Source organism: Chryseobacterium sp. 1B4 (assembly GCF_036631475.1).
GTDB lineage: Bacteria > Bacteroidota > Bacteroidia > Flavobacteriales > Weeksellaceae > Chryseobacterium.
This window is the reverse complement of record NZ_JAPNUF010000011.1, coordinates 547,640-572,796: the sequence shown is the minus strand read 5'-3', so window position 1 is coordinate 572,796 and position 25,157 is coordinate 547,640. Positions and strand designations below refer to the sequence as shown.

17 protein-coding genes and 8 pseudogenes are annotated in these 25,157 nt (G+C 37.8%); 13 read left to right on the top strand and 12 right to left on the bottom strand.

Translation table 11 applies throughout. From position 1 onward, the window contains the following. Nucleotides 1–6 precede the first annotated feature (6 nt). The 8 genes and pseudogenes from OWR28_RS24990 to OWR28_RS24955 all read right to left on the bottom strand — a co-directional run bounded on the left by OWR28_RS24990 (nt 7) and on the right by OWR28_RS24955 (nt 7,851). Nucleotides 7–588, bottom strand: coding sequence for a hypothetical protein (locus tag OWR28_RS24990; RefSeq protein ID WP_332388950.1), 582 nt, complete (start codon nt 586–588; stop codon nt 7–9). 5 nt (nt 589–593) lie between these two features. Further along, a complete protein-coding gene (locus OWR28_RS24985; RefSeq protein ID WP_332388949.1) occupies nt 594–932 on the bottom strand; it encodes a glycosyltransferase in 339 nt (112 codons plus the stop codon). A gap of 119 nt (nt 933–1,051) precedes the next feature. Then, nucleotides 1,052–1,726: a hypothetical protein gene (locus tag OWR28_RS24980; RefSeq protein ID WP_332388948.1), complete on the bottom strand. Its 675-nt coding sequence runs from the start codon at nt 1,724–1,726 to the stop codon at nt 1,052–1,054. A gap of 98 nt (nt 1,727–1,824) precedes the next feature. Further along, entirely contained in the window at nt 1,825–2,313 is a 489-nt protein-coding gene (locus OWR28_RS24975; protein WP_002983890.1) for a hypothetical protein, read from the bottom strand. Between the two features lie 101 nt (nt 2,314–2,414). Then, nucleotides 2,415–3,199: pseudogene (locus OWR28_RS24970) on the bottom strand ((Fe-S)-binding protein). Between the two features lie 78 nt (nt 3,200–3,277). Then, nucleotides 3,278–4,613, bottom strand: a pseudogene (locus tag OWR28_RS24965) (4Fe-4S dicluster domain-containing protein). 8 nt (nt 4,614–4,621) lie between these two features. Further along, nucleotides 4,622–5,572, bottom strand: coding sequence for an MlaD family protein (locus OWR28_RS24960; RefSeq protein ID WP_002983898.1), 951 nt, complete (start codon nt 5,570–5,572; stop codon nt 4,622–4,624). Between the two features lie 128 nt (nt 5,573–5,700). Beyond that, a pseudogene (locus OWR28_RS24955) lies at nt 5,701–7,851 on the bottom strand (peptidylprolyl isomerase). A gap of 259 nt (nt 7,852–8,110) precedes the next feature. Here OWR28_RS24955 and lon point away from each other — a divergent pair. Both lon and OWR28_RS24945 read left to right on the top strand, forming a co-directional pair. Next, a pseudogene (gene lon / locus OWR28_RS24950) lies at nt 8,111–10,515 on the top strand (endopeptidase La). Nucleotides 10,516–10,722: 207 nt separating this feature from the next. Beyond that, on the top strand, nt 10,723–11,835 hold the full coding sequence (locus tag OWR28_RS24945) for an AI-2E family transporter (protein ID WP_332388947.1): 1,113 nt from the start codon (nt 10,723–10,725) through the stop codon (nt 11,833–11,835). Nucleotides 11,836–11,943: 108 nt separating this feature from the next. Here the strand turns inward: OWR28_RS24945 and OWR28_RS27400 are convergent, their stop codons facing one another. Next, nucleotides 11,944–12,186 (bottom strand): bacteriocin-like protein, encoded by a 243-nt coding sequence (locus OWR28_RS27400; protein ID WP_433988000.1) that lies wholly within the window; start codon nt 12,184–12,186, stop codon nt 11,944–11,946. Nucleotides 12,187–12,338: 152 nt separating this feature from the next. Here OWR28_RS27400 and OWR28_RS24940 point away from each other — a divergent pair, with 152 nt between their 5' ends. Beyond that, nucleotides 12,339–12,716 carry a DoxX family protein gene (locus OWR28_RS24940; protein WP_332388946.1) on the top strand — a complete coding sequence of 126 codons (378 nt, stop codon included), beginning with the start codon at nt 12,339–12,341 and terminating at the stop codon, nt 12,714–12,716. 101 nt (nt 12,717–12,817) lie between these two features. Here the strand turns inward: OWR28_RS24940 and OWR28_RS24935 are convergent. Continuing rightward, nucleotides 12,818–14,174 (bottom strand): annotated as a pseudogene (locus OWR28_RS24935) (acyl-CoA dehydrogenase family protein). Nucleotides 14,175–14,381: 207 nt separating this feature from the next. Here OWR28_RS24935 and OWR28_RS24930 point away from each other — a divergent pair. The 10 genes and pseudogenes from OWR28_RS24930 (at nt 14,382) to OWR28_RS24875 (ending at nt 23,736) form a co-directional block, all read left to right on the top strand. Further along, nucleotides 14,382–15,293: a DUF4349 domain-containing protein gene (locus OWR28_RS24930; RefSeq protein ID WP_332388945.1), complete on the top strand. Its 912-nt coding sequence runs from the start codon at nt 14,382–14,384 to the stop codon at nt 15,291–15,293. Nucleotides 15,294–15,618: 325 nt separating this feature from the next. Continuing rightward, nucleotides 15,619–16,052 (top strand): annotated as a pseudogene (locus OWR28_RS27395) (RNA polymerase sigma factor). A gap of 123 nt (nt 16,053–16,175) precedes the next feature. Next, nucleotides 16,176–16,646 (top strand): hypothetical protein, encoded by a 471-nt coding sequence (locus tag OWR28_RS24915; protein ID WP_332388943.1) that lies wholly within the window; start codon nt 16,176–16,178, stop codon nt 16,644–16,646. Between the two features lie 204 nt (nt 16,647–16,850). Continuing rightward, nucleotides 16,851–18,491 (top strand): glucose-6-phosphate isomerase, encoded by a 1,641-nt coding sequence (gene pgi / locus OWR28_RS24910; RefSeq protein ID WP_332388942.1) that lies wholly within the window; start codon nt 16,851–16,853, stop codon nt 18,489–18,491. Between the two features lie 47 nt (nt 18,492–18,538). Continuing rightward, nucleotides 18,539–19,423, top strand: coding sequence for a bifunctional 5,10-methylenetetrahydrofolate dehydrogenase/5,10-methenyltetrahydrofolate cyclohydrolase (locus OWR28_RS24905; RefSeq protein ID WP_002983915.1), 885 nt, complete (start codon nt 18,539–18,541; stop codon nt 19,421–19,423). Between the two features lie 7 nt (nt 19,424–19,430). After that, nucleotides 19,431–20,060: a 7-carboxy-7-deazaguanine synthase QueE gene (locus tag OWR28_RS24900; RefSeq protein ID WP_002983917.1), complete on the top strand. Its 630-nt coding sequence runs from the start codon at nt 19,431–19,433 to the stop codon at nt 20,058–20,060. 638 nt (nt 20,061–20,698) lie between these two features. Continuing rightward, nucleotides 20,699–21,387 (top strand): annotated as a pseudogene (locus tag OWR28_RS24895) (sugar transferase). 187 nt (nt 21,388–21,574) lie between these two features. Next, nucleotides 21,575–22,326, top strand: a pseudogene (locus tag OWR28_RS24885) (MlaE family ABC transporter permease). Then, nucleotides 22,326–23,141, top strand: a complete 816-nt coding sequence (locus OWR28_RS24880) for an ABC transporter ATP-binding protein (protein ID WP_002983922.1) — start codon at nt 22,326–22,328, stop codon at nt 23,139–23,141. The pseudogene OWR28_RS24885 and the gene OWR28_RS24880 overlap by 1 nt, the downstream one beginning before the upstream one ends. Beyond that, nucleotides 23,125–23,736: an outer membrane beta-barrel protein gene (locus OWR28_RS24875; protein ID WP_332388938.1), complete on the top strand. Its 612-nt coding sequence runs from the start codon at nt 23,125–23,127 to the stop codon at nt 23,734–23,736. Before OWR28_RS24880 ends, OWR28_RS24875 begins: the two co-directional genes overlap by 17 nt. A gap of 37 nt (nt 23,737–23,773) precedes the next feature. On the opposite strand, the gene OWR28_RS24870 is transcribed toward OWR28_RS24875, so the two are convergent. Next, the gene (locus tag OWR28_RS24870; RefSeq protein ID WP_332388937.1) at nt 23,774–24,085 is read right to left on the bottom strand and encodes a hypothetical protein; all 312 of its coding nucleotides are present in this window, start codon (nt 24,083–24,085) and stop codon (nt 23,774–23,776) included. A gap of 86 nt (nt 24,086–24,171) precedes the next feature. After that, nucleotides 24,172–24,978, bottom strand: coding sequence for a M48 family metallopeptidase (locus tag OWR28_RS24865; RefSeq protein WP_332388936.1), 807 nt, complete (start codon nt 24,976–24,978; stop codon nt 24,172–24,174). Nucleotides 24,979–25,157: the final 179 nt, after the last annotated feature.

The window sequence follows — 25,157 nt, the reverse complement described above, 5'->3', positions numbered from 1 at the left end:
TCCTGCCTACATCTTTACAGAATGATATTTCGAAATCTTACACTTTTTGATAATTTGAAAAAAACTCGTCAGGAAAAGGAGTGCCAGGCAACCGATCTGGGCAAGAAAATATACGGATACATCTTTCTTTCCGAACACATAAACCAATATTCCAATAAATATAATATGTACCAGTTGTTGCAGAACAGTATATGCATTGAACTTTTTAATATCCTGTGTTCCAATAAATAAACTGATATTCGTAGATAAAAGCGAAGAGAACACTGAGATTCCGATAAGATAGAAAAGATATTCACCCTGAATAGAAGCCAGACTGAATAAAAAAGGGATTAAAAGCCCTGTCAGAACCGACCAGAGATAGGCATAGAGTAAGACTTTTTCTATTTTAAATCTTGAAGCAAAATAAGAAGCGCTGCTCCCTGAAAAAATATTACTGAAGAAACTCACTGCAGCTGCATTGGCAATTACGATGGAAATAGTTCCCTTACCTTCACTTCCCCACATATTCGTAGAATAGATCACCAGTCCGAAACTGAGGATCAGAATAAGAAAACGTGAGACAAATGTTTTAATGATAGTAAGCTGCATAGTGATTATTTATCAATGGATTTTTTCACAAAATCAACGAAAGAATCCTTTATCATCTCCCAATTGTATTTTTCTTTAAATTCTTTTACAGCATTGAGCGCATGAGCGTGATACAACTCAGGATTCCTGATATAATCAATAATAATATCCGAGATCCCATCAGCATTATGAGGATCTGCCAAGCTCCCAAAAGAAAGTTCTCCCATATGTTTCCGGATCCCTTTCAGATCTGAATAAATTACCGGTTTTCCCGCTCCCATAAAATAAAACAGCTTTATCGGCAGAGAATGGTTGTTTTCAAAGTTGATTTCCCGAAGATCAAAACAAAGATCTGCATCAGCCAATTCTTCTGTAAACTGTTCAAAAACCGTTGGTTTTCTTATCTCAATATCGTCGAAATTATATTTCTTCAGTAGCGCTGAGAAATAAAGCTTATCCCTTTCTTCTACAGCGGACCCGATGATCAGGATTCTGATATGAAGCGAAGAAGCTTTTGACGGAGTTTATCTACAGCCTTAAAAAAATTATCAATTCCTTTATCTTTAGAAATCCGACCGGTATAGCAAAGGGTAATTCTACCCTGCTCAAGCTGTTTAACACTTTCTCTGATGTAATGAGTATCCGGATAATAAGGAAGAACCATCTGCTTTTTAAATCCGAAAAAATAGGCTAAAGGGAACTTTTTTGTCGTTTCTCCAAAAATAAAACGGGTACTCAAAAATCCTGCATACAGCTGAATAAAAGTAAATTTCACGGCCTGAAAAATTTTAACAGGAAACCGGTACTTCTGGAGCATTGACATGGAAGGATACCATTCTGTAACATCATAAATACAAGCTGCTTTATGCTGCTTTACAAATTTTCTTACTGCTACCACTGCAAGAGGTTCGGAGCAAATGATACACTGAGGCTGAAACGTATGGCAAACCTTTCTGAAAGTTTCCATTTTCTTGTCAATACTTTCTTCCAGTACAGCATAAGATTCTATATCAATGCCATCAATACTACCGCTGTAATCTGTATATAAACTGCATATTTTTACTTCGCACCCCTTATCTCTAAGAGCTTTTGCCTGATGATAGAAAATACGGTCATCATTATAGCTATGGGATGTCGTTAAAAAAAGTACTTTAGGCATTAGTCTCTACTCGAATCTACACAAAGATACATTAAAACAAAAAAGTGGAAATATATTTTCCACTTTATGATTATTCTGCTGTATTGGCTTTACAGCGGTTATTTTATAGAGGCCGCCCAGCTTTTCTCCAAAGGAAGAAGGAAGTGGCTCAAAAAATCCAGATAAGTATTTTTAGAGAAGTCAAAAACCTGAATATCATCTGAAAGCTCTCCGTTTCTCAGCTTTGTCTTGAAATCCATTAATTTTAAAGTTTTTACTTCACCATTCTCCACAAAACTTGCTTTCATTCTGTCGAAAAGACCTAATTGATATTCTTCATCAATTTCTCTCATTACTTTTCCTAAGGCATCAATACTGCATCCCGAGGCCATTTCTTTTTCTTCGTCTACGCAAACGATGATAAATTGATTTTTTTCAATTTTAAATGAAGAAGAAAGTGGTTTTCCATGAGCTGCCCATGTTGCAAGGAAATCAAATAATTTTTCAGTAATGGCTTTTGCTTCTTTGGTTTCAAAAGGTCTTGAAGCCGGATATATAATGACTCTGTAGTCGTTGGTTTCTACAATATTAGATTCTTCGATTTTCATATCCTTCAATTTAGATGATAAAATTACGATTTTTTCTCCAGAGTAAATAAAAACAATAAACTCAGGATGGCTCCTGAGTTTAAATCTATATGTAAAATTGATTACAAGTCTTCTGCTTCAGCAAGAAGTTCTACGATATCTTTTACGGCAACTTCAGTGTTTTTATTAAAGTGTTTTACCCCGTCTGTCATCATGGTGTTACAGAATGGGCATCCTGTAGCAATTACTTTAGGTTCAAAAGATAAAGCTTCTTCTGTTCTTTCAATATTGATGTCTTTATTTCCTTTTTCAGGTTCTTTAAACATCTGGGCACCTCCTGCTCCACAGCAAAGCCCATTGGTTTTGCAGCGTTTCATTTCTACAAGCTCTGCATCCAGTTTTTCAAGAAGCATTCTTGGGGCTTCATATTCGTCATTGGCACGTCCTAAATAACATGGGTCATGGAAGGTAATCTTTTTCCTCTGAATGCGCCTCCTTCAATTTTCAGTCTTCCTTCTTCCATCAGGCTTTTAAGGAACTGAGTATGGTGAACCACTTCAAAGTGCCCGCCTAAACTTGGATATTCGTTTTTAAGAGTATTAAAACAATGCGGGCAAGCCGTTACGATTTTTTTTACTTCGTAAGCATTCAATACTTCAATATTGGTAAGAGCCATCATCTGGAAAACGAATTCGTTTCCTGCTCTTTTCGCAGGATCTCCGGTACAGCTTTCTTCCTGTCCCAGAACAGCAAATTCAACTCCTATTTTATTTAATATCTTACAGAATGCTTTTGTAATTTTCTTTGCACGGTCGTCAAAACTTCCCGCACATCCAACCCAAAATAAAACTTCAGGGGCTTTTCCTTCGGCAGCATATTCTGCCATTGTTTTTATATTGAAATCCATCTTTTCAAATTTATCAATATGCTAATGTACCAATTTACCAATGATTGCTACATTGCTGCATTATTTTACTTTGTTACATTAATTTTCATTGGCCCAGTTCAGACGGTCGGCCTGATTGTACTGCCAAGGAGCAGCATTGTTTTCCACGTTGGTCATCATCAGGTTCAGTTCCTGCGGAGCAGCTGACTGTTCCATCACGAGGAATCTTCTCATTTCAAAAATAATGGAAAGCGGGTCAAGCAATACCGGACAGGCTTCTGTACAGGCATTACATGTTGTACAAGCCCAAAGCTCTTCTTTTGTAATATAATCGTTTAACAACTTTTTACCGTCGTCTACAAATTTTCCGTTTTTATCAATGTTTCTTCCTACTTCTTCCAATCGGTCTCTGGTTTTCATCAGGATCAGTCTCGGAGAAAGTTTTTTACCGGTAATATTGGCCGGGCACACTGAAGTACAACGTCCGCATTCTGTACATGAATAGGCATTAAGCAATTGTACCTGATTCAGATCAAAAATATCTTCTGCTCCGAATTTTGAAGGCACATCAGCTTCAGCACCTTCAGCCGGGGCAGCGTAAGGATCTGCATTTGGATCCATCATTAATTTGATCTCCTTTGTTACGGACTCAAGATTGTTGAATTTTCCTTTTTCTCAAGATTGGCATACCATGTACTCGGAAACGCAAGAATGATGTGTAAATGTTTTGAATAATACAGATAATTCATGAAGAAAAGAATCCCCACAAAGTGGAACCACCAGGCAGCTTCTCTGTGAACATCAAAAATCCGTTATCAAAATTGAATATTTCCAAAAACGGGACAAATGTCATTTCACTGATCGGGAAACTTCCATGTACCGGTAAAACACCTCTCGACTGTAAAATAAAATCTGAAGCATTCATTTTAAAGAAAGCCATCATCAGGGCAAATTCAATGATAAGAATCCAGTTGGCATCTTCTTTTGGCCATCCGAAAAGCTCTTTCATTGTTAATCTTTTAACCCCGTAAAAGTTTCTTCTGATGAAAAATATAACGACACCAATCACAACCAGAAGTGCTAGGACTTCTAATGTAGCTGTAAAGAAACTGTAGAATCCGTGTCCCAAAACCGAGGCCAGAAAACGGTGAGTTCCAAACAGTCCATCAACAATTATTTCAATGAGTTCTATATTAATGATAATAAAACCAACATAGACAAAAATGTGTAAAATCCCTGCAACAGGGCGCTTTACCATCTTACTCTGTCCCATAGCTACATTAGCCATGGTGCTCCAGCGCTCAGATTTTCTGTCATTTCTATTGATTTCACGACCCAGCCTGATATTTCTGTAGATCTTCTGCAGGCTTTTGGCAAACAGCCCGAATCCGGCTACTAATAAAATCAGGAAAATAATGTTATCGATGTACTGCATAAGGCGTATTAGTCTTTGTTATTTTTACCGAAAACCGAGAAGTTGATGTATCTCTTCGGATTCGCTTTCATATCTTCGATTAATGTATTCAGATTGGAAGAAGCTGAATTCAGGTTGTTGTAAAGCTGATCATCCTTCATCAGTTTACCTAAACTTCCTTCTCCTTTATCAATACCTCCAATCACCTGATTCAATTTTCCTACTGTAGCATCTAAACTTGCAATGGTAGCATTCAACTGTTTAGTGTCAATACTTTCTGCAAGATGTCCGTATTTATCTAATGTTACTTTTCCGCTCTGCATGGTAAGGCTTGCATCATCCAGCACCTTTTGCAGCTTTGGATCATTATGTCCTACCAGATTGTTTACACTTCCTGCTGTAGCCTGTAATGCACCAACCGTTTTGTTAAGGTTAGCTAACAAAGCTTTAATTTCAGCTCTGTTCTGAGCATCGAAAACCTGGTTTGCATTGGCCATCAGGGAGTCTACTCTATGAAGAACCACCTGTAACTGATCTTTTACAGGGCCTACCTGAGAAGAAAGGCTTCCCAGCGTTCCCAGTTTGAAAGCTCCTTTTAATGTATCACCGTCTTTTGCAGTCGGCCCTCCATACATAAGGTTTACTCTCATTTCTTTACCGGACATTAATCCCGGCTCAAAGATCTCCAGTGATGAGTTTTTTGAAAATTCAAATTTATTGTCGACAGTAACTTTTACAACAAAATTAATTTTTCCATCTTTTGAGGTGATAGGAATAATCTTGTCTACCTGCCCCACTTTAAGACCATTGATAGAAACTGCCGCAGACTGCGCCAGACCTTCTACATTGTCATATTTTGCGTAAAATATATTGTCGGTAGTAAAAAGGCTTTTCCCTTTCATAAACTGAAACAATACCACAAAGCCTACGATAGCTAGAAGTGCAATCACACCAGCTTTTAATTCTTTACTGAACTTCACTTGCTAATTTTTTTCTAATAAGCAAATATAATACATTTTAAATAAATCTTTTCCTTTATTATTCTGCGTTAAATACAAAAAAAGCGACAAAAAAATTTGTCGCTTTTTATATCATTGAAATGAATTTCTTATTGTTGCTGATTTCCCAGCTTGTTCCAGATCTCGATTCTGTAATCTTCGATATCTGCATTGTCCTGAAGACTCTTCATCCAAGCCTGTCCGAACATTCCTGCACTTCTCTGTGTAAGAGATTCTGTAAACTGCTTAAGATCTCCAGGCTGTTTGTTTACTGTTTCTGATTTTTTGATCAGAACATAAACGCCTGTTCCTCCTTCAACCGGATTAGAAAGTTTACCTTTTGCAACACCGAATGCTGCACCGGCAACTTTAGGCTCCATGGCACCAGCTACTGAAGGGTTCAATAGATTCACCTGAGCTGATTGTTTTGGAGCTGCAAATAATTTAGCAATCTGATCTAAGCTTGAAGCTTTTGCTGCTGCAATTTTTTCAGAAATTTGTTTTGCGGCCAATTTATTTTTAACGATAACTTCAATCTGATCTCTTACAGATTCAGGATCAGCAAGACCTGCCTCCTGTTTTCCGTTCAGATAAACTACAATTTTATCACCTGTTCCGTCTACTGTAAATAATTCAGTATCTCCTTTTGTTCTTTTCTTATCGAAAGCCCATGTAAGGATATCTGCATCTTTTTCAGTACCTAAGCCCTGAAGCTGGCCTTCAAATCTTTTAGCCGCTTTCGGATTAGAGAACTGGTAATTATTTTTCTTGGCAATATTCACGAAATCGTTGAAAGATTTCCCCTGAACCTGCTGAATGAATTTTCTTGATTTTTTGTCTGTTTCAGCCTCGGTAGCATCTGAAGGTTTGATTGCTTTTACAAGGTTAGCAACTTTATACCCCATTGATCCTGATTTTTTATCTTCAATATTGATGATATGATAACCGAACTGAGTTTCTACCACCCCTGTTGCTCCTTTAGGATTGTTGGCAAGGTAGGTAAGGAATTCAGGAACGAAAGGTGTTTCCGGAGTTGTCCATCCAAGGCTACCACTGAGCTGCAGAATTCGGATCGCTGGAAAGCTTAAGGAATTCTGTAAATTTAGCAGGAGTAGCTTTTACAATAGCACCAATAGAGTCTGCCAATTTCTTAGCCTGCTCTTTGGTTCTTGTCACCCCTTCCCTGCAGGGCTTCCTTTGAATGCAATAAGGATATGTCTTGATAATGTAGAATCTGAAGGTCTTTTACCTACCAGTTTAGATACTACATAAACATCTTGTTCTTTATAAGGACCAAAAGTCTGGCCTACTGCTGCTGAAGTAATCTGATCTTTGATCGTTGGAGGCAATTGAGCAGGATTCAAATACTGAGGGTTGAATGGCGCATCAGAGTTTGCGGTTACAAACATTGAGTCGTTTTTAGTATTCTGGAAGTTTTCAGTACCTCCGCTTGCATCCGTACCTCCTGAATATAATTTTGTAATTTCTTTCAAGGCTGCTGCATCATCTGCTGCGCTAGGCTTGGAAGGGAAAAATACGATACCGATATTTCTGCTTGGCTCAGCTTTGAACATTACAGGGTGCTGTTTGATGTAGTCAGCAAGATCCTGTGTAGTCACATTGATCTTTGTTTTTTGAAGATATGCCGCATAATCCACTTTCACGAAGTCGATATCTGCAAGCTGATCTCTCTGCTTCATCAGCTCCTCAGCCTCTTTCTTACCTGTAGTGATACCTGCTGAAAGATTAGTAAACACCTGTCTCGCCATCAGTCTGTACTCAATTGTTTTTCTGGTTTTCAGCCATTGAGCATATCCCTGGGGGTTGGTGTTTTGTAATGTTTCAATTTCTTTTTTAAGCTCTTGAGTTTTAAAGTTACCTTTCTCATCAAAGAACTGCTGATTCTGAGCGAACATCTGATCATACTGGATCTGATTCCAGAAATAATCATCAGTCATTTCAAAGCCCAGTTTTTCAAACTGTTGTTTGATAAGCTTAGATTGTACAAGTAACTGCCATGCCTGCTCTTCAAGACCGTTTTTCGGACGACCTTGCTGCTCAGCCTGCTGCTGCAACACGAAAAGCTGATCATTGAACTCTTCGCGGGTGATTTTCTCACCATTTACTTTTCCTAAAACATCAGGATTCTTACCAAAAACCTTGTCGATACTATCCGGGTTCACCAAAAACGCTAAAAGCGCTAAGGCTATTACTCCCATTAAAAGCCAAGGCTTACTCCTAATCTGTCCTAAAATTGCCATTTTATAAATTATAGTTTTTTATCAGTTTGCGAAAATACACATTTTTAAGAAATTACAGAAACAGAACTGCTTTATTTTGATTTTTAATGCAAAGATTATCTGAAAAAGGAAATTTTGACCGTATTTTTAAGTAAAAACAAATGGCATAAGTATTGTGCATTTTTAGAATATTATAATATGCCACACGTTTTCAGCGCATATTGTAAAAATTCCCTTTAACGATAAAAAACGAAAATGACAATTTGTCATTCGATTGACTATGACAGAATTTGAAGATATTAGTTTAGAAGAAATGATTAGTGACGGATTTGATATCGTGACTGAAGAAATCAATCTTTCAGATTTCGCAGAGACTGATAAAAATTCCGAACAAAAAATATTCCCTATCCTTCCTGTAAGAAATATGGTAATGTTTCCCAACGTGGTAATTCCTATTACCGCAGGAAGAAAGACATCAATACAGCTTCTTGAGGAAGCACAGAAGAACGGAGATTTCATTGGAATTGTAAGCCAGAAAAACTCTGATCTGGAACAACCTTCCGAAAAAGACATTTATACTGTCGGAACATTAGCAAAAATCATTAAGATTATTAAGCTCCCGGAAGGCAATATTACTGCTATAACCAAAGGTTTTCACAGGTTTAAGATCAAGAAAATTGTTGACAACCGCCCTTATTTCAAAGCAGAAATATCAAAATTAAAGGATACCCGTCCTAAAGATCAGGAAGAATACGAAGCATTGCTGGAGAACATCAAGGACCTTGCTTTAAAAATCATTGAGCTGGATCCTAATATTCCTAATGCAGCCAATTTCGCGATCAAAAATATTAACAATAATGATGATCTTCTGAATTTCATCTGCACCAACGCCAATTTTTCTTCGGTAGCAAAGCAAAAACTTCTTGAAGAGAAAAGTCTGATGACCAGGGCTAACCAGTGTTATGAAATGATGCATGAAGATTTCAGAAAGCTGGAACTGAGAAACCAGATTCACCAGAAAACTTCAAAAGATCTGGATAAACAGCAAAGAGAATATTTTCTGAATCAGCAGATCAGAACCATTCAGGAAGAACTGGGCGGAGGACCTGAAAGTGATGTTGAAGATCTTCTTGCAAAAGCTAAAACCAAAAAATGGAGCAAGGAAGTAGAAGAACATTTCCAAAAAGAAATCAGCAGACTTCAGCGTCAGAATCCTAATTCTCCGGACTATAACGTACAGAGAAATTACCTGGATTTCTTTACAGATCTTCCGTGGGAAACTTATACAAAAGATATTTTTGACATCGCAAAAGCTGAAAAAGTACTTGATAAAGCCCATTTCGGACTGGAAGACATCAAGAAAAGAATCCTGGAGCACATGGCTGTTTTAAAATTGAAAAACAACATGAAGTCTCCTATTCTGTTATTGGTAGGTCCTCCGGGTGTTGGTAAAACGTCTTTAGGGAAATCTATTGCAGACGCTTTAGGAAGAAAATATGTAAGGTTATCATTAGGAGGACTTCACGACGAGAGTGAAATACGCGGACACAGAAAGACCTATATTGGAGCTATGGCGGGCAGGATTTTACAGTCTATCAAAAAATCCGGTACTTCAAATCCGGTAATCGTTCTTGATGAGATAGATAAAATCGGACAGGGACTTCATGGGGACCCAAGCTCCGCACTACTGGAAGTCCTTGATCCTGAACAAAACAAATCATTCTATGACAACTTCCTGAAATGGGTTACGATTTGTCAAAAGTAATGTTCATTGCTACAGCCAACTCACTTTCAACAATACAGACTCCTCTTCTGGACAGAACGGAGATCATTCAGATTGCCGGTTATACGCTGGAGGAAAAGATTGAGATCGCCAAAAGACATTTGATCAAAAAGCAACAGGATGAAAACGGTCTGGATGCAAAATCATTTAAACTCGGAAATGCAGAGCTTAAACATATTATTGAAGCGCACACTTCAGAAAGCGGAGTAAGAACACTGGAGAAGAGAATTGCTGCCGTTGCAAGATGGGTAGCGCTGCAGACCGCTTTGCTAAAAGAATATGACCCAAAAATTTCAGTTGAAAAAGTAGATGAGATCCTTGGGGTACCAAGACCGAAAAGCTTATCTGAAATCACTGGTGTTCCAGGTGTTGTAACAGGGCTTGCCTGGACAAGTGTGGGCGGAGATATTCTTTATATTGAAAGCATCCTGAGCAATGGTAAAGGAGCTTTAACAATGACCGGAAACCTTGGAACGGTAATGAAAGAATCGGCTACCATTGCCCTGGAATATATTAAAGCAAAGCATGACGAACTGGACATTCCACAGGAAGATCTGGATAAGAAAAACATTCACGTACACGTTCCTGAAGGCGCAACGCCTAAAGACGGACCTTCTGCCGGTATTGCCATGCTGACTTCAATGGTTTCTTCATTTAAAAACAAGAAGGTAAAACCTCACCTTGCCATGACCGGAGAAATTACATTGAGAGGCAAAGTGCTTCCTGTAGGAGGGATAAAAGAAAAACTCCTTGCAGCAACAAGAGCAGGAATTAAAGACGTCATTCTTTGCGAAGCCAACAGAAAGGATGTAGAAGAAATCAAAAAAGATTATCTGAAAAACCTGAGAGTACATTACGTCAACAGAATGGAGGAAGTCATTGACATCGCCATTGAAGAATAAAACAACTTATAACATATCAACTTCTCAATATGAAACACGTTCTGAATATCAGAGCGTGTTTCTGTTTTGGGTGTAAAAAGTATAACATTCCCGGCCAGCTGGAATAAAATTTGCTTCAATACAAGAAAAATCCCTTAGAATTGAATAAAATTTTCAATTTACACAGGTTTTTTCTTATTTTTATTCCACACTGCAGACTTATAGATTATGAATTTTCTTAGACTTCCTTTCCTTGTCAAGCTTACACTTGTGGTGGTTTCCATCATCGGGCTTGGCTATCTTCTGGCATTGGGACAGAGTATTTTAGCTCCGTTTTTCCTGGCATTCCTTATGGCTATGTTGTTTTTACCGGCAGCCACTTTTATGGAAAGAAAGTTAAAATTTCCAAGATCAATGTCTACAATGACCTCAGTGTTCATTATGCTGATGATTTTAGGCGGTATTATCTACTTCTTTACCAATCAGCTGTCTGATTTCAGTAAAGATCTTCCCCACCTTCAGGAACAGTTTACCACTGTTTTTAACAACCTTCAGCATTGGGTTTCCAAAACTTTCAATGTAAAAGTGGATGAACAGGTGGATTATATCAACCAGGCATTGAATAAACTGTTATCTTCTTCAGGAGTAATTTTAGGATTTACCTTCGGAATTTTTTCAACGGGATTTGGATTTATAATATTTTTCACGCTGTTTTTTATCTTCATTTTAAATTACAGAAGACTTTTAAATAATTTCATCGTTACGGTTTTTAATGAGAGACACAAAGCAAGCGTACAGGAAGCGGTAAATGAGATCCGTATCATGACCAAGAAATACATCTTCGGGCTTTTTCTCCAGGTGGTCATTGTTTCTATTTTAACATCTATTCTCCTTACCATCTTGGGAGTAAAGTATGCTATCCTCCTAGGAGTTCTTACGGGATTACTAAATGTTATTCCGTATCTGGGAATTTTTATTTCACTTTTAATTTCCTGCTTTATAGCTTTTGCCACTTCTACTCCTTCAACGTGTATTTATGTTGCTTTGGGCTATATTGCCATCCATGCTGTAGATGGAAATATCGTTCTGCCATTTGTTGTGGGTTCTAAAGTCAAGATCAATGCCTTATTTTCCTTTATCGGTATTCTTCTGGGAGAGCATCTTTGGGGAATTGCAGGAATGTTTCTGTGTATCCCGGCGATTGCTATTATTAAGATTATCTGTGAAAGAGTAGATGACCTTAAACCGTGGGGCAGATTACTCGGTGAAGAACAGAAGCCTGATAAGAAAAAGAAAAGTTATAAGATTTCCAAGAATATTACGCTTAAGGAAATGGACTAAGCATGAGTAATGAGTAATAGGCAATAAGTAATAATTGCCATACTCCTGCCGATGAATTTAGATTTTAAATAAGAAGACTGCCTTTTCGAGACAGTCTTTTTTATTGTATTATGGAAGAGGGCACAACGGGCTCGTTCCATTTGGACAAGTTTCTGTACAGAGGATATAAGATGGGTTATCCGGGCAGTATCCATAAGCCGGGCCTTCAGGATTTCCTCCGGGACCTCCTAAACAAGGATCTCCAGGTGGAATCTTACACGGACATCCTATTGGTCCTATATCACATTTTTCAACTCCTCCATGGATTTCTCTTAAACTTGTACGGTTTAATTTTTTAAGATTTTTTAGCATTTATTATTAGTTTAGTTTGTCCTCTAAGATACAGAATAAAATTACATATAAACCATTAACTAACACAAATCAACAATCGATTTCATATTTTACGTTAAATAAATAACAAAATATTCTATTTTTATTTTACATTTGATATAAAATCATCAATCATGAAAGTAATAAAATTTATCTTATGCTTACTTTTCGGACTTATGTTTATTAATGCCGGATTAAACAAGTTCTTTAATTATATGCCAATGGAGAAACCTACTCCTGAGCAGATGAAACTTTTCGCTGCTTTTGGAGAAATAAGCTGGCTGATGCCACTGGTAGGTACTGTAGAAGTAATTGGCGGATTATTGTTTATTTTCCCAAAAACAAGAGCACTGGGAGCGATTATCATTTTACCTGTTATGGTAGGAATTGTGGCTCACGTTTTCACATTGGACAAATCTCCAATGGGAATGGGTATTGCCGGAGTAATGTTCCTGATCAACCTTTGGATGATTATTGACAATAAAGAAAAATACAAACATTTAGTTTCGTAAGTGACAGATAATGGATTTCAGGTAATAGGCTGCAGGTGGCAGTACCAGTAAACTTCAAACGCTACTTTACTACCTACAACCTATTACCTGCTACCTGCTACCTATACAAAAGCACTGAAACCTGTAATCGATCGTCCAACGATGAGCGAATTGATTTCTTTTGTTCCTTCATAGGAATAAATGGCTTCTGCGTCAGCAACAAATCTGGCTACATCATACTCCAGCAGAATTCCGTTTCCGCCCATCACTTCTCTGGCTCTGGAAACAATATCTCTTGTTCTGAGTGTACAGAAAACTTTTGCCAGTGAAGCATGTTCATCTTTTAAAATTCCTTCATCCTGCATTTCAGATAATCTGAATACCATGGTCTGCATGGCAGTAAGATTAGACAACATTTCCACCAGATGCCCCTGAATCATCTGAAACGACGCGATAGGCCTTCCAAACTGTTCTCTTTTTCTGGTATAATCCAGTGCACTTTCATAAGCTCCTCTTGCACAGCCTGTAGCCATCCATGCCACTCCGGCTCTTGTCATTCTCAGTACTTTTCCTGTATCTTTGAAGGAATTGGCATTCTGCAGGCGGTTTTCTTCGGTGACCAGACAGTCTTTTAAAGTGATCAATCCGTTCTGGACAATCCTTAAAGCCATCTTCCCTTTGATTTTTCCACAGAATATCCGGGATTATCTTTTTCCACAATAAATCCTTTTACTTCTCCGCTATCCAGATCTCTTGCCCAGATAATGATCAGGTCAGCAAAAGTGGCATTACCGATCCATTTTTTCTGACCGTTAAGCACCCAGCCTTCGGGTGTTTTTCTGCAGGTTACCGTAAGTCCGCCTGCTGCTCCTGAACCTACTTCCGGTTCTGTAAGCCCGAAAGCTCCTATCTTTTCAAATTTCTGCATCTGCGGAAGCCATTTTTGCTTCTGCTCTTCTGACCCGCAGATATAAATGGATCCCATTGCCAATCCTGACTGTACTCCAAAAAAGTAGCAATTGAAGCATCAATTCTGGCCATTTCCATTGCGATGACACCTTCCATAAGGAAAGGCATTCCCGGGCAGCCATATCCCTGATAAGTAACTCCACAGATATCAAGCTTCTGAAACTTCGGGATCAGTTCAAAAGGGAATTCATCCCTGAGCCAGTAATGATTGACAAGAGGTTTGACTTCTTTTTCCATGAAAGCTCTTACTTTAAGCTGAATTTCACGCTGTTCGGGCGTCAGTGTATGGTAGATGTCATAGAAATCGCCATCAACAGGAGGAAGCTCTTTCTTTTTCTTATCTGGATCAAGCATTTTCATCAGCCCGGAAAGCTGTTTATCATCCAGTTTTGAAAAATTATGCATCAGTTTTGGCAGATCCACTTTTTGAGAAATGGCGCTCAACTGATCAAAATCTATGGATGTGAATAACCCTATTGCGTTTCTGATTTTGGAAAAAGTATTTGACATAGTGATAGATTGTAGTTTTGGTTTGTAAAAGATAAGCAAAAACTGCTCCGAAAGCAATGGCTGAAGCCCTAGCCTGTTTTACAAAACCCTAAATTTCAATTCATTAAAACTGAAAATATTATTTACAACCTTTTTACTTTTGATTTTCAAGCGTTACAAAAGATCCTGACTGAACTTTGACTCAAGCAAACATTTAAAATCAACGCTATGAAAACCACTTACATTACATTATCTCTATCTGCAGCTCTTTTATTAGGAGCTTATTCATGTAAAAAAGGAGAAGCTGCCATCTCAGATCCTGAAGCTTATGCTACTGCCGATTCAGCCACCACTATTGTTTCAGACAGTATATCATCTGCAGCCGGTATGAAGGTAAAGGATAAGCAGTTTATCAAGACCGCTGATGTGAATATGGAAGTAAAAGATGTGTATAATGCAACGATTGCTATTGAAAAATCCGTACAGGAACTTGGTGGTTTTGTTACTAAAAGCAACCTTCAGAGTAATGTGGTTTCTGAAAACACTTATAATACTTCCGACGATGAAGCTATGCTGGTAAAAAAGTACCAAACGGAAAATACAATGCAGGTGCGTATTCCTACTGAAAAACTGGGTGAACTTTTAACAGCCATCAATACGAACAAATTGTTTCTTAATTCAAGATCCATCAACGCGGAAGATGTGACTGCCAACATCAAATATTCTGAACTGGAAGGAAAAAGAAATCAAAAAACCTCTGAAAATATCAGCAAGCTGAAAACAAATAAAGATAAAGTGAATCTGGATGACGGGAATATGTCTGAAGGGAATGCCCAAAAGCTGGCAAGTATGAATATGGCAGACAATCTGAAATACAGCACTATTGATATCTACATCAAAGAACCCCAGCTGCGTATTGCTGAAATAGCAGTGACCAATACCACAAGCATCGACAATAAATACAGGTACAATTTTATCTATGACGCTAAAGATGGTTTTGTGTACGGATTCTATCTGATTCAGAGGATTATAGTCGCCCTTATCAACATCTGGCCTATCTTATTAATTGCTGCAGCAATGGTCTATTTTTTAAGAAAAAGAAAAGTTTCAAAACCGGAACATTCAAAAGTACAGGAATAATAAAGCAATCCTAACCAATTGGTTATCATCATAATTTTAGATTTTACGGCCTCCTTTCCCGGGAGGTTTTTATTTTTTGAAAATAAACTGTAACGTTTACCATATTTGTTTTACCAACCTTTTAAAAGAACAGAAAATCAAAACATGAATACTATGAAAATTTTAATAAATTGGGGTTCTCAGCAGTAGTCAAAAGGCTATACCGTAAAACCCGCATCATACTTAACAGTAACCCAACCATGAACCCATTGTGAGTAACCCAACTGAAACTACTTTTTTAAAGCTTGTTAACCGGCATAAAGGCATTTTATATAAAGCCTCACGGATCTATGCTGATTCTGTAGAAGACCGGGAAGACCTTCAGCAGGAAATTCTTATCCAGCTTTGGAAATCCTATCAGAATTTCAAAGGAAACAGTGAGTTTTCTACCTGGATGTACCGGGTGGCCATCAATACCGCTATTACTTATTTAAAAAGGAAAAACAGAGGTCCCGTAATCATACTGATGTCCCTCATCACTTTGAAGTACAGCAGGAGGATTACAATCCTACCAGAGACAGGCAGCTGGAAATTTTCTACAGTGCTGTTCAGGAGCTGAATCCCCTGGAAAAAGCCGTTATATTCTATTTCATGGAAGGAATGTCACATAAAGAAATCGGAAACAATCTGGGACTCAGTGAAGGCAATGCCCGCGTGAAACTCAACAGAACAAAAGAAAAAATACAGCAAATCATAAAAAAATCAGGCTATGAATTTTGATGAATTAAAAGAACAGTGGAATAAAGAAGACAGCAATGTCCGTATTCCTGATACCATAGAGCAATTAAAGGAAAGCAAACACCCGATAGAAAAAATCCAGAGAAATATGAAAAGGAATTTCCCATGCAGATTCTTGCCATCATTCTCATCGCCTTGTTCCCTATTCAGTTTCAGTTTCCGTCTTCACAGTACATCATTTATTATGTATCCTATACGGTAATGGTTGTCATATCATCTTACTATCTGTCTGGGTTTTATAAGTTTTACAGGCAGACAGAGCTTTATACCGGAAACACTAAAAACAGCCTTTGGAAAATATATCATGAACTGCGTCTGAATATGGAACGATACCAGTCATTCGGGTTCTTACTGCTCCCTCATTTTCTGGTAACGGCAGGCCTGATCATCTATAATGCGATGGAAAAACAGGGAAAATCATTGGCAGAGCTTACTTCTTCTCATCAGCAGGGGCTTATCATCTTAGTGCTGATCGGAACTTTGGCAATCATCACAAGCATTGTTCTATGGACAAAATACATCTATGGAAGAAGCGCTAAACAACTGGAAAATATTCTGAATGAAATGGATGAATAATATCTCAGCTCCCATTATAAAAGACTTGTCACAAAATCTCAGAGTAGCTCCGGGGTTTTGTTTTTTTAAAAAATTGTTATTTATCATCTTCAAATTTATCTGAGGTTTTATTTTTCCGTAAATTTGCAAATCAGAAATAAATGATTATGGATTGTCAGCCCTATCATCCATATATGATTTTCTGAATGATAAAAATTCTGTAATATGCTATCAAAAATAAATCCAACACAAACCAACAGCTGGAAAGCACTTGACGAGCACTTCGGTGGAAATGACTTTGACCTTAGAACTCTTTTCCAGTATAACCCGAACCGTTTTAATGAGTTTTCCCTGCAAAAGGACAACTATCTTTTTGATTATTCTAAAAATTTAATTGACTCAAAAACAAAAGATCTTTTATTACAGCTGGCAGAAGAATGCCAGCTAAAAGATGCTATTTCCAAAATGTTCTCCGGTGATAAAATCAATGAAACAGAAGGAAGAGCGGTTTTACACACAGCATTGAGAGACTTTTCTGACCGTGAAATCCTTGTGGATGGAGAAAATATCAAACCACAGATCAAAAGGGTTCTTGAGCACATGAAATCTTTTTCTGAAAAAATTATTTCAGGAGAGCATAAAGGTTTCAGCGGAAAAGAGATCACAGATGTAGTAAACATTGGGATCGGCGGATCAGATTTAGGACCTGTGATGGTTTGTTCAGCTTTAAAGCATTTTAAAACAAGATTAAACGCTCACTTTGTTTCCAATGTGGATGGGAATCATATCGCAGAAGTGGTGAAAAATCTGAATCCTGAGACCACTTTATTCATCATTGCTTCCAAAACTTTTACAACCCAGGAAACGATGACGAATGCACATTCAGCCAAAGACTGGTTCCTGAAGGCAGGAAAACAGGAAGATGTGGCGAAGCATTTTGTTGCCTTATCTACTAATATTGAAGAAGTTAAAAAGTTCGGAATCGCAGAAGAAAACATTTTTGAATTCTGGGATTGGGTTGGCGGAAGATATTCTCTTTGGAGCGCTATCGGATTGAGTATTGTTCTTTCTGTAGGATACGAAAACTTTGAACAGCTTCTGAGAGGTGCTTATGATACTGACCAGCACTTCCAGACAGCAGAATTCTCTGAAAATATTCCGGTATTAATGGGTCTTTTGGGAATCTGGTACCGTAACTTTTATGCTGCCACTACTTACGCAATTCTCCCTTATTCTCAGTATCTTGACAGATTTGCAGCGTATTTCCAGCAGGGAGATATGGAAAGTAACGGAAAATGTGTTGACAGAAACGGTGAATTCGTAGAATATGAAACGGGACCTATTATCTGGGGAGAACCGGGGACAAATGGCCAGCACGCATTCTATCAATTGATTCACCAGGGAACAGAATTGATTCCGGCGGATTTTATTGCTTATGCTAAAAGCCCGAATCATGTTTCTGATCACCAGGATAAATTATTAGCCAACTTTTTCGCTCAGACTGAAGCACTTGCCTTCGGAAAACTGGAAGAAGAAGTTGAGGAAGAACTTAGAAATGCAGGAAAATCTGATGAAGAAATAGACAGGCTCATCAATTTCAAAGTCTTCCACGGAAACACTCCGACTAACTCTATATTATTCAAAGAGTTAACCCCTTATTCACTAGGGCAGCTGATTGCTTTATATGAACATAAAATTTTTGTTCAGGGTGTGATCTGGAATATTTTCAGCTTTGACCAGTTTGGAGTGGAATTAGGAAAAGTATTAGCCAATAAAATCCTTCCTGAACTTGAGAACAATGAAACCATAAGTTCTCACGACAGTTCTACCAACGGATTGATCAATTACTATAAGGAAAACAAATAGTAAGTAAAAAGAAAGTAAAAGTAAATCTATAAAGTAAAAAAGTAAAAATGGCAGAAATTCTTGACGGACTTAAAGTATCCAAGGAAATTAAAGCGGAGATCAAGGTTGAAGTAGAAAAGATTCTGGAAAGCAAAAGAAGAGCACCGCATCTGGTGGCTATTCTTGTAGGAAATAACGGAGCAAGCAAAGCTTATGTAAACTCCAAAGTGAAAGACTGTGAAGAAGTAGGATTTCAATCCAGCTTAATCAAATTTCCAAGCACAGTTTCTGAATCTGAACTATTGGAAAAGATTGACGAGCTTAACAAGTCTAAAGCAGTAGACGGGTTTATCGTTCAGCTGCCTTTACCGGATCAGATTGATCAGGAGAAGATCATCAATGCAATTGATCCGAGAAAAGATGTGGATGGTTTCCATCCTGAAAATTTCGGAAAAATGGCCCTTGAGATGGATACTTTCTTACCGGCAACACCTTTCGGAATTTTAACATTATTGGAAAGATATAATATTGAAACGAAAGGGAAAGACTGTGTAATTATCGGAAGAAGTAAAATTGTAGGAAGACCGATGAGTATTCTTATGGGAAGAAAAGATTTCCCTGGGAACTCTACCGTTACCCTTACACACTCATATACAAAAGACATCGAAGAATACACCAAAAAAGCAGATATCGTTATTACCGCTTTAGGAGATCCTCACTTCTTAAAAGGAGACATGATCAAAGAAGGAGCCGTAATTATTGATGTGGGTATTACAAGAGTAGACAACGACTCTCCAAAAGGATATTACCTTGCAGGTGATGTGGATTTTGACAGCTGTGCCGCAAAAGCAAGCTGGATCACTCCGGTACCTGGAGGTGTAGGCCCAATGACGAGAGCAATGTTGATGAAAAATACCATCATTGCTTACAAAACTTCGGTCTATAACGACTAATTTTAAAATGAATAAAGAAGAAGATATTTTATTAAAAGAAGGTAAAATGCTCCCTGTGATGGAGCATTTTTACACTTTACAGGGAGAAGGGGCACATACCGGAAAAGCCGCCTATTTTATCAGGCTGGGAGGCTGTGATGTAGGATGCCACTGGTGTGATGTAAAAGAAAGCTGGGACCCTGAACTTCACCCTCTTATGAATGCAGAAGAAATTGCAGAAACAGCTGCCAGACACTGTAAAACAATTGTGCTGACCGGTGGTGAACCTTTAATGTGGAATTTAGACATCCTGACATCCAAACTGAAAGAGCTGGGATGTACCATCCATATTGAAACTTCCGGGGCCTATCCTATGAGCGGACATCTGGATTGGATTACTCTTTCGCCTAAGAAAACAGGGCTTCCGAAAGAAGAAATTTATCAAAAAGCCAATGAGCTTAAAGTAATCATTTTCAATCATCATGATTTTACGTTTGCCCAGGAGCAGGCAGCAAAAGTTTCTGAAAACTGTAAGCTTTATCTTCAGAGTGAATGGAGCAAGAGAAATGACATGTATCCGAAGATCACAGATTTCATTCTGGAACACCCTGAATGGCAGGCATCTGTTCAGACTCATAAATATCTGAATATCCCGTAAAAAAGTGTAAATTAGCTGGTGTTATTCGCTATAATACCGATAGATGCAGAGAATTCGATACTCTAGATACCTGAAATCGATCATTATGTTGCTTGACCTCATGGTTATTGCATCTATCTTCATATTCTTTTTTATAACCAGAAACGAAAATTTAAAATACCATAGAGAAACCTGGTATCAGAATATTTTTTCTCTGATTCTGTTGTTTTTATTCTGGGTGCTTCTGAGCGGCAGAACAAAAATATACAATATCCCGAGGAACCTTACCTATACCTTGTTTCTTGAACGTCTTTTAATTCATTTCCTTTTTTTATACTTGGTGTTCTGCTTATAGGAAAGGTAAGTAAAAATGTATTTTTCAATTCGGATATTTACTGGCTTTCACTATACCTTTTTATTTTCATTTTTTTGGTGAAGTCATTGATCTATTTCGCCATCAAGTATTTACGATCGCTTGGAGCCAATTACAGGAATGTTATGTTTTTGGGAGACAGCCATTCCACAGAAATTCTGAAGAATATTTTTACAGAACGTAAAGATTATGGATACAGAATATTTGAATACGGAAATTCTGAGCTCAGCCTCAATGAATTAGTCGCCTTCTGGAAAAAAACGGAATTCATACCTTGTTTTTATCAATGGAGAACTCATATGATGAAAACATGGAAAATGAAATTTTCAAACTGGCAGAAGATAACAAGATTCATATTTCACTTATACCAAGTATTACTCAAAGCGATTTTTTCCTTTATGATCTTGGTTACATCCAGACTCAGCCGGTACTTAACCAGGCACGGTATCCGCTGGATTATTATTCTAATTATCTGATGAAAAGAACGTTCGATATTTTCTTTTCTGTCATTATATTGGTTTTCATCTGTTCATGGCTTTTCCCTATCATTGCCATTTTAATCAGAACGACTTCCAAAGGACCTGTTTTCTTCCTTCAGAAAAGATATGGTTTTCATGAAGAGGTTTTTAATTGTATCAAATTCAGAACAATGGTTGTCAATGATGAGTCTACCACCAAAACCACATCATTGAATGATTCCAGGATCACCAGAGTGGGAAGGTTTTTAAGAAAAACCAGCCTTGATGAGCTTCCCAGTTTATTAACGTGTTGAAAGGAGAAATGTCTGTGGTAGGCCCTCGCCCGCACATGTTGTCGGTTGACAATTATTACAAGCCAAAAATCGGAAGATACAGCTTAAGAAGTATGGTTAATCCAGGCATTACGGGGCTGGCACAGGTAAACGGACTGCGTGGTGACTTCGGAGATGTGGAAGTAGAAATGAAGAAAAGAGTCCTGGCCGATGCCTTTATGTAAGAAACTGGAGTTTTGTACTCGATCTGGTCATTATTTTAAAAACCATTTTTTTGGTTATCGGAGGAGATAAAAATGCAAAATAAAAAAACGGGCAAGGTTATCACTGAAATAAATTTTAACACAAAACCAGGCTTCAGTCTTATCCCTGACTCTAGCCCAATTAAATAAAAAAGTCTAATTTAGCAGTATGTTAAAAAAGTTTTTCACAGCGGTAGGGGAATACATTATCCTCTTAGGAAAATCCCTGCAGAAACCTCAGAAAATGAGGGTTTTCTGGAAGCTGTTCATGAGAGAAATTAATGATTTGGGAGTAAATTCTTTCGGGCTTGTAGTCTTCACATCAATATTTGTGGGGGCTGTAGTGGCCATTCAAATGTTCAATAACTTTGACGCTTCATCATTTCCTATTCCTACTTCATTTGTAGGATATGCTACAAAAGCAGTATTGGTACTGGAGTTTTCGCCAACCATTATCAGTCTCATTCTGGCAGGTAAGGTAGGTTCCTATATTGCATCCAGTATCGGGACGATGAGGGTTTCCGAACAGATTGATGCCCTGGATATCATGGGTGTGAACTCACCAAATTTTTTGATTTTCCCCAAAATCGTTGCTTGTGTTCTCTTTAACCCCTTCTAATTGCCATCAGTATCGTATTTGGTATCGGAGGAGGATATATTGCCGGAATCTTAACAGGAAACTGGACCGAGAACGACTATATTGTGGGAATTCAAATGTATATGCCCAATCTGTTCATTTATTATGCATTTATCAAAACGACTGTTTTTGCCTTCATCATTGCCACTGTACCTTCCTATTTCGGATATAATGTAAAAGGGGGATCGCTGGAAGTAGGTAGAGCCAGTACGCAGGCGGTAGTGTGGACAATGGTATTCATTATCATTTCCGAATTAATTTTAACCCAATTAATATTAAGCTGATGATTGAGGTAAAAGATCTTAAGAAAAGTTTTGGAGACGTTGAAGTACTTAAGGGAATTTCAACTTCATTTGATAAAGGAAAGGTAAACCTGATCATCGGGCAGAGTGGCTCAGGAAAAACTGTTTTTCTTAAAAGTTTATTGAATGTATATATGCCTTCATCAGGAGAAATCCTGTTTGACGGAAAGGATATCAATACCATGACAAGAGATGAAAAACAGCACCTTCGTTCAGAAATCGGGACCGTGTTCCAGGGGAGTGCATTATTTGACTCTTTAACTGTTGAAGAAAACATTATGTTTCCTCTTGACATGTTTACCAATCTTACCTACAGAGAGAAAAAGAAAAGGGTTTTTGAAGTAATAGGAAGGGTACATCTTGATAAAGCTGAAAAGAAATACCCTTCTGAAATTTCAGGGGGAATGCAGAAAAGGGTTGCTATTGCAAGAGCTATTGTAAACAATCCCAAATATCTGTTCTGTGATGAACCCAATTCCGGACTTGATCCCTATACTTCAAAAGTAATAGATGATCTTCTTTACGAGATCACAAAAGAATACAACACCACAACCATCGTCAATACCCACGATATGAACTCTGTAATGACGATTGGCGAGAAAATTGTATATCTAAGACTGGGAATCAAAGAATGGGAAGGCAACAAAGACATTCTGATTACCGCAGGCAATAAAAATCTGATTGACTTCGTTTATTCTTCAGAACTGTTTAAGGAACTGAGAGAATATTTACTTGAGAATAATAAAACGATTGAAACGACAAATACAAAAATAGACGATAATGAAAAAGGTACTTAGTATAGCGTTATTAGGGTTTTCAATGTGGGCATCTGCACAGATTTCACTGGCAGGTAAAGCTAACTTAATTTTTCCTACAGGGTCTCCTTCATGGTCCAATATCAAAGGAACAGTGAATGATGCGATTGAAGGAACAGGTAAAAATAATGTAGGATTTAATGTGGGACTTTCATTAAAAGTGGGTCTTCCTACTTCGCTGTTCGTGATGCCGGAAATCTATTATACTCATTTCAAAAATGAATTTACTACGGAGAATACTACTTTTGATGTAAAAAGCAACCGTATTGACGTTCCGGTTCTTTTAGGGTATAATCTTCTGGGAAATATGCTGGGCGTTTTTGCAGGACCTGTTGGAAGTTTTAACCTGAATAAAGACAATACTTACAACGATTTTAAAGAAAATGCCAAGAATGACTTTACAGTAGGATACCAGTTTGGTGCGCAGCTTGAAATCAAAAAGCTTATTGTAAATGCAAGATACGAAGGTGCTTTCAGTAAAGATCAGAGAAATTTTATCAACAAGGTTTCCGGTTCGGAAATCAGATATGACAACAGACCTAATCTGTTTATGGTAGGTTTAGGATATAAATTTTAATTTGATATCGAAAATAACAACTTTAAACCCTCAGATTTTATATTTGAGGGTTTTTATTTTGTTCTTCGAGTTCAGCCTGGCGTTTTGCAATTTCTGCAGCCTGTTTTTCAAGCTCTTCTTTGTCTTTCTGCAGCTGCTTGAATTCTTTTTTCTTCTGTTCCGCTTTAATAGCGCTTCCCTTACTTACATATCCAACCATTCCCCCGATGATAAGCCCGATACCGACACCAGCCATCATTCCCATAATGTGGGAAATTTTTATCTGCTCTACGGCAAAATCGGTTGTTAAATAGAAAAGTAATGCGGAAACAGCCAAAAGTATAAGTCCGGTAATTGATAAACTCTTCATAATATTGTGTTTAGGTGGTTATATAAAAAAGCCTTACCAAATTTACTAAAAATTTAATAAGGCCTTACTCAAGATTAAAATTCTAATTATAATTTTCCTCCCGCAGCCTTATAATATTCCAAAGCTTTCGGAAGATCTTTATTGATATCTGAAATTCTTGTTTCCGGGCTTGGGTGGGTAGATAAGAATTCAGGCTGTCTTGCTCCTGAAGAAGCTGCTTCCATTCTGTTCCAGAAAGGAATGGCTGCTCTCGGGTCATATCCGGCCATAGACATCAGATAAAGCCCCATTTCATCTGCTTCAGATTCCTGCCCTCTTCCATATTTCAGTAAAGCCACTTGTGAACCGATAGGATATACCTTCTGGAAAACACTGGCCCATTGTGCATTGGAGATGGTTCCTCCCAGGATAGCACCTCCGTACTGAGCTACCATTGCCTGAGAAATTCTTTCATTTCCGTGACCTGCCAGTGCGTGGGAAACCTCATGTCCCATTACCACTGCAAGACCGTTATCGTCTTTTGTTATCGGTAATATTCCGGTATAAACCGCTACTTTACCGCCAGGCATACACCAGGCATTCAGCTCGTTGCTCTGCAACAGATTAAATTCCCAGTTGTAGTTGGCAAGATCTGCTGATCTTCCTATACTCTGATAATATCTTTCTGCTGCACTTTTAATTCTGTTTCCTACATTTACCACTCTCTTTGCATCTGCCGTACCGGTAATTACCTTACCTTTAGACAATGTCGTTCTGTATTCCTGCGAAGACATTGTTAAAATTTCCGAATTGTTGGCCAGCTGTAAAGAAGACCTTCCTGTAATCGGGTTTGTAGTACAGGCAACAGCCGACAGAGCAATAGCTCCTATTCCAAATAGATGTGTAACTTTCATAGTTTGAGTGTTAATAATTCAACCTTAACAATTTTTATTCCAAAATATTTTGGAAAGAATATATTTGCATACATTTTGCTGTTTAAATTTAATAATTATCTCATTATGAAAAAGTATATTTCCTTACTGATGATTTTTGGATTTCTGTTTCTCTTCAGAGCTGTGCATCACAAGGAGCT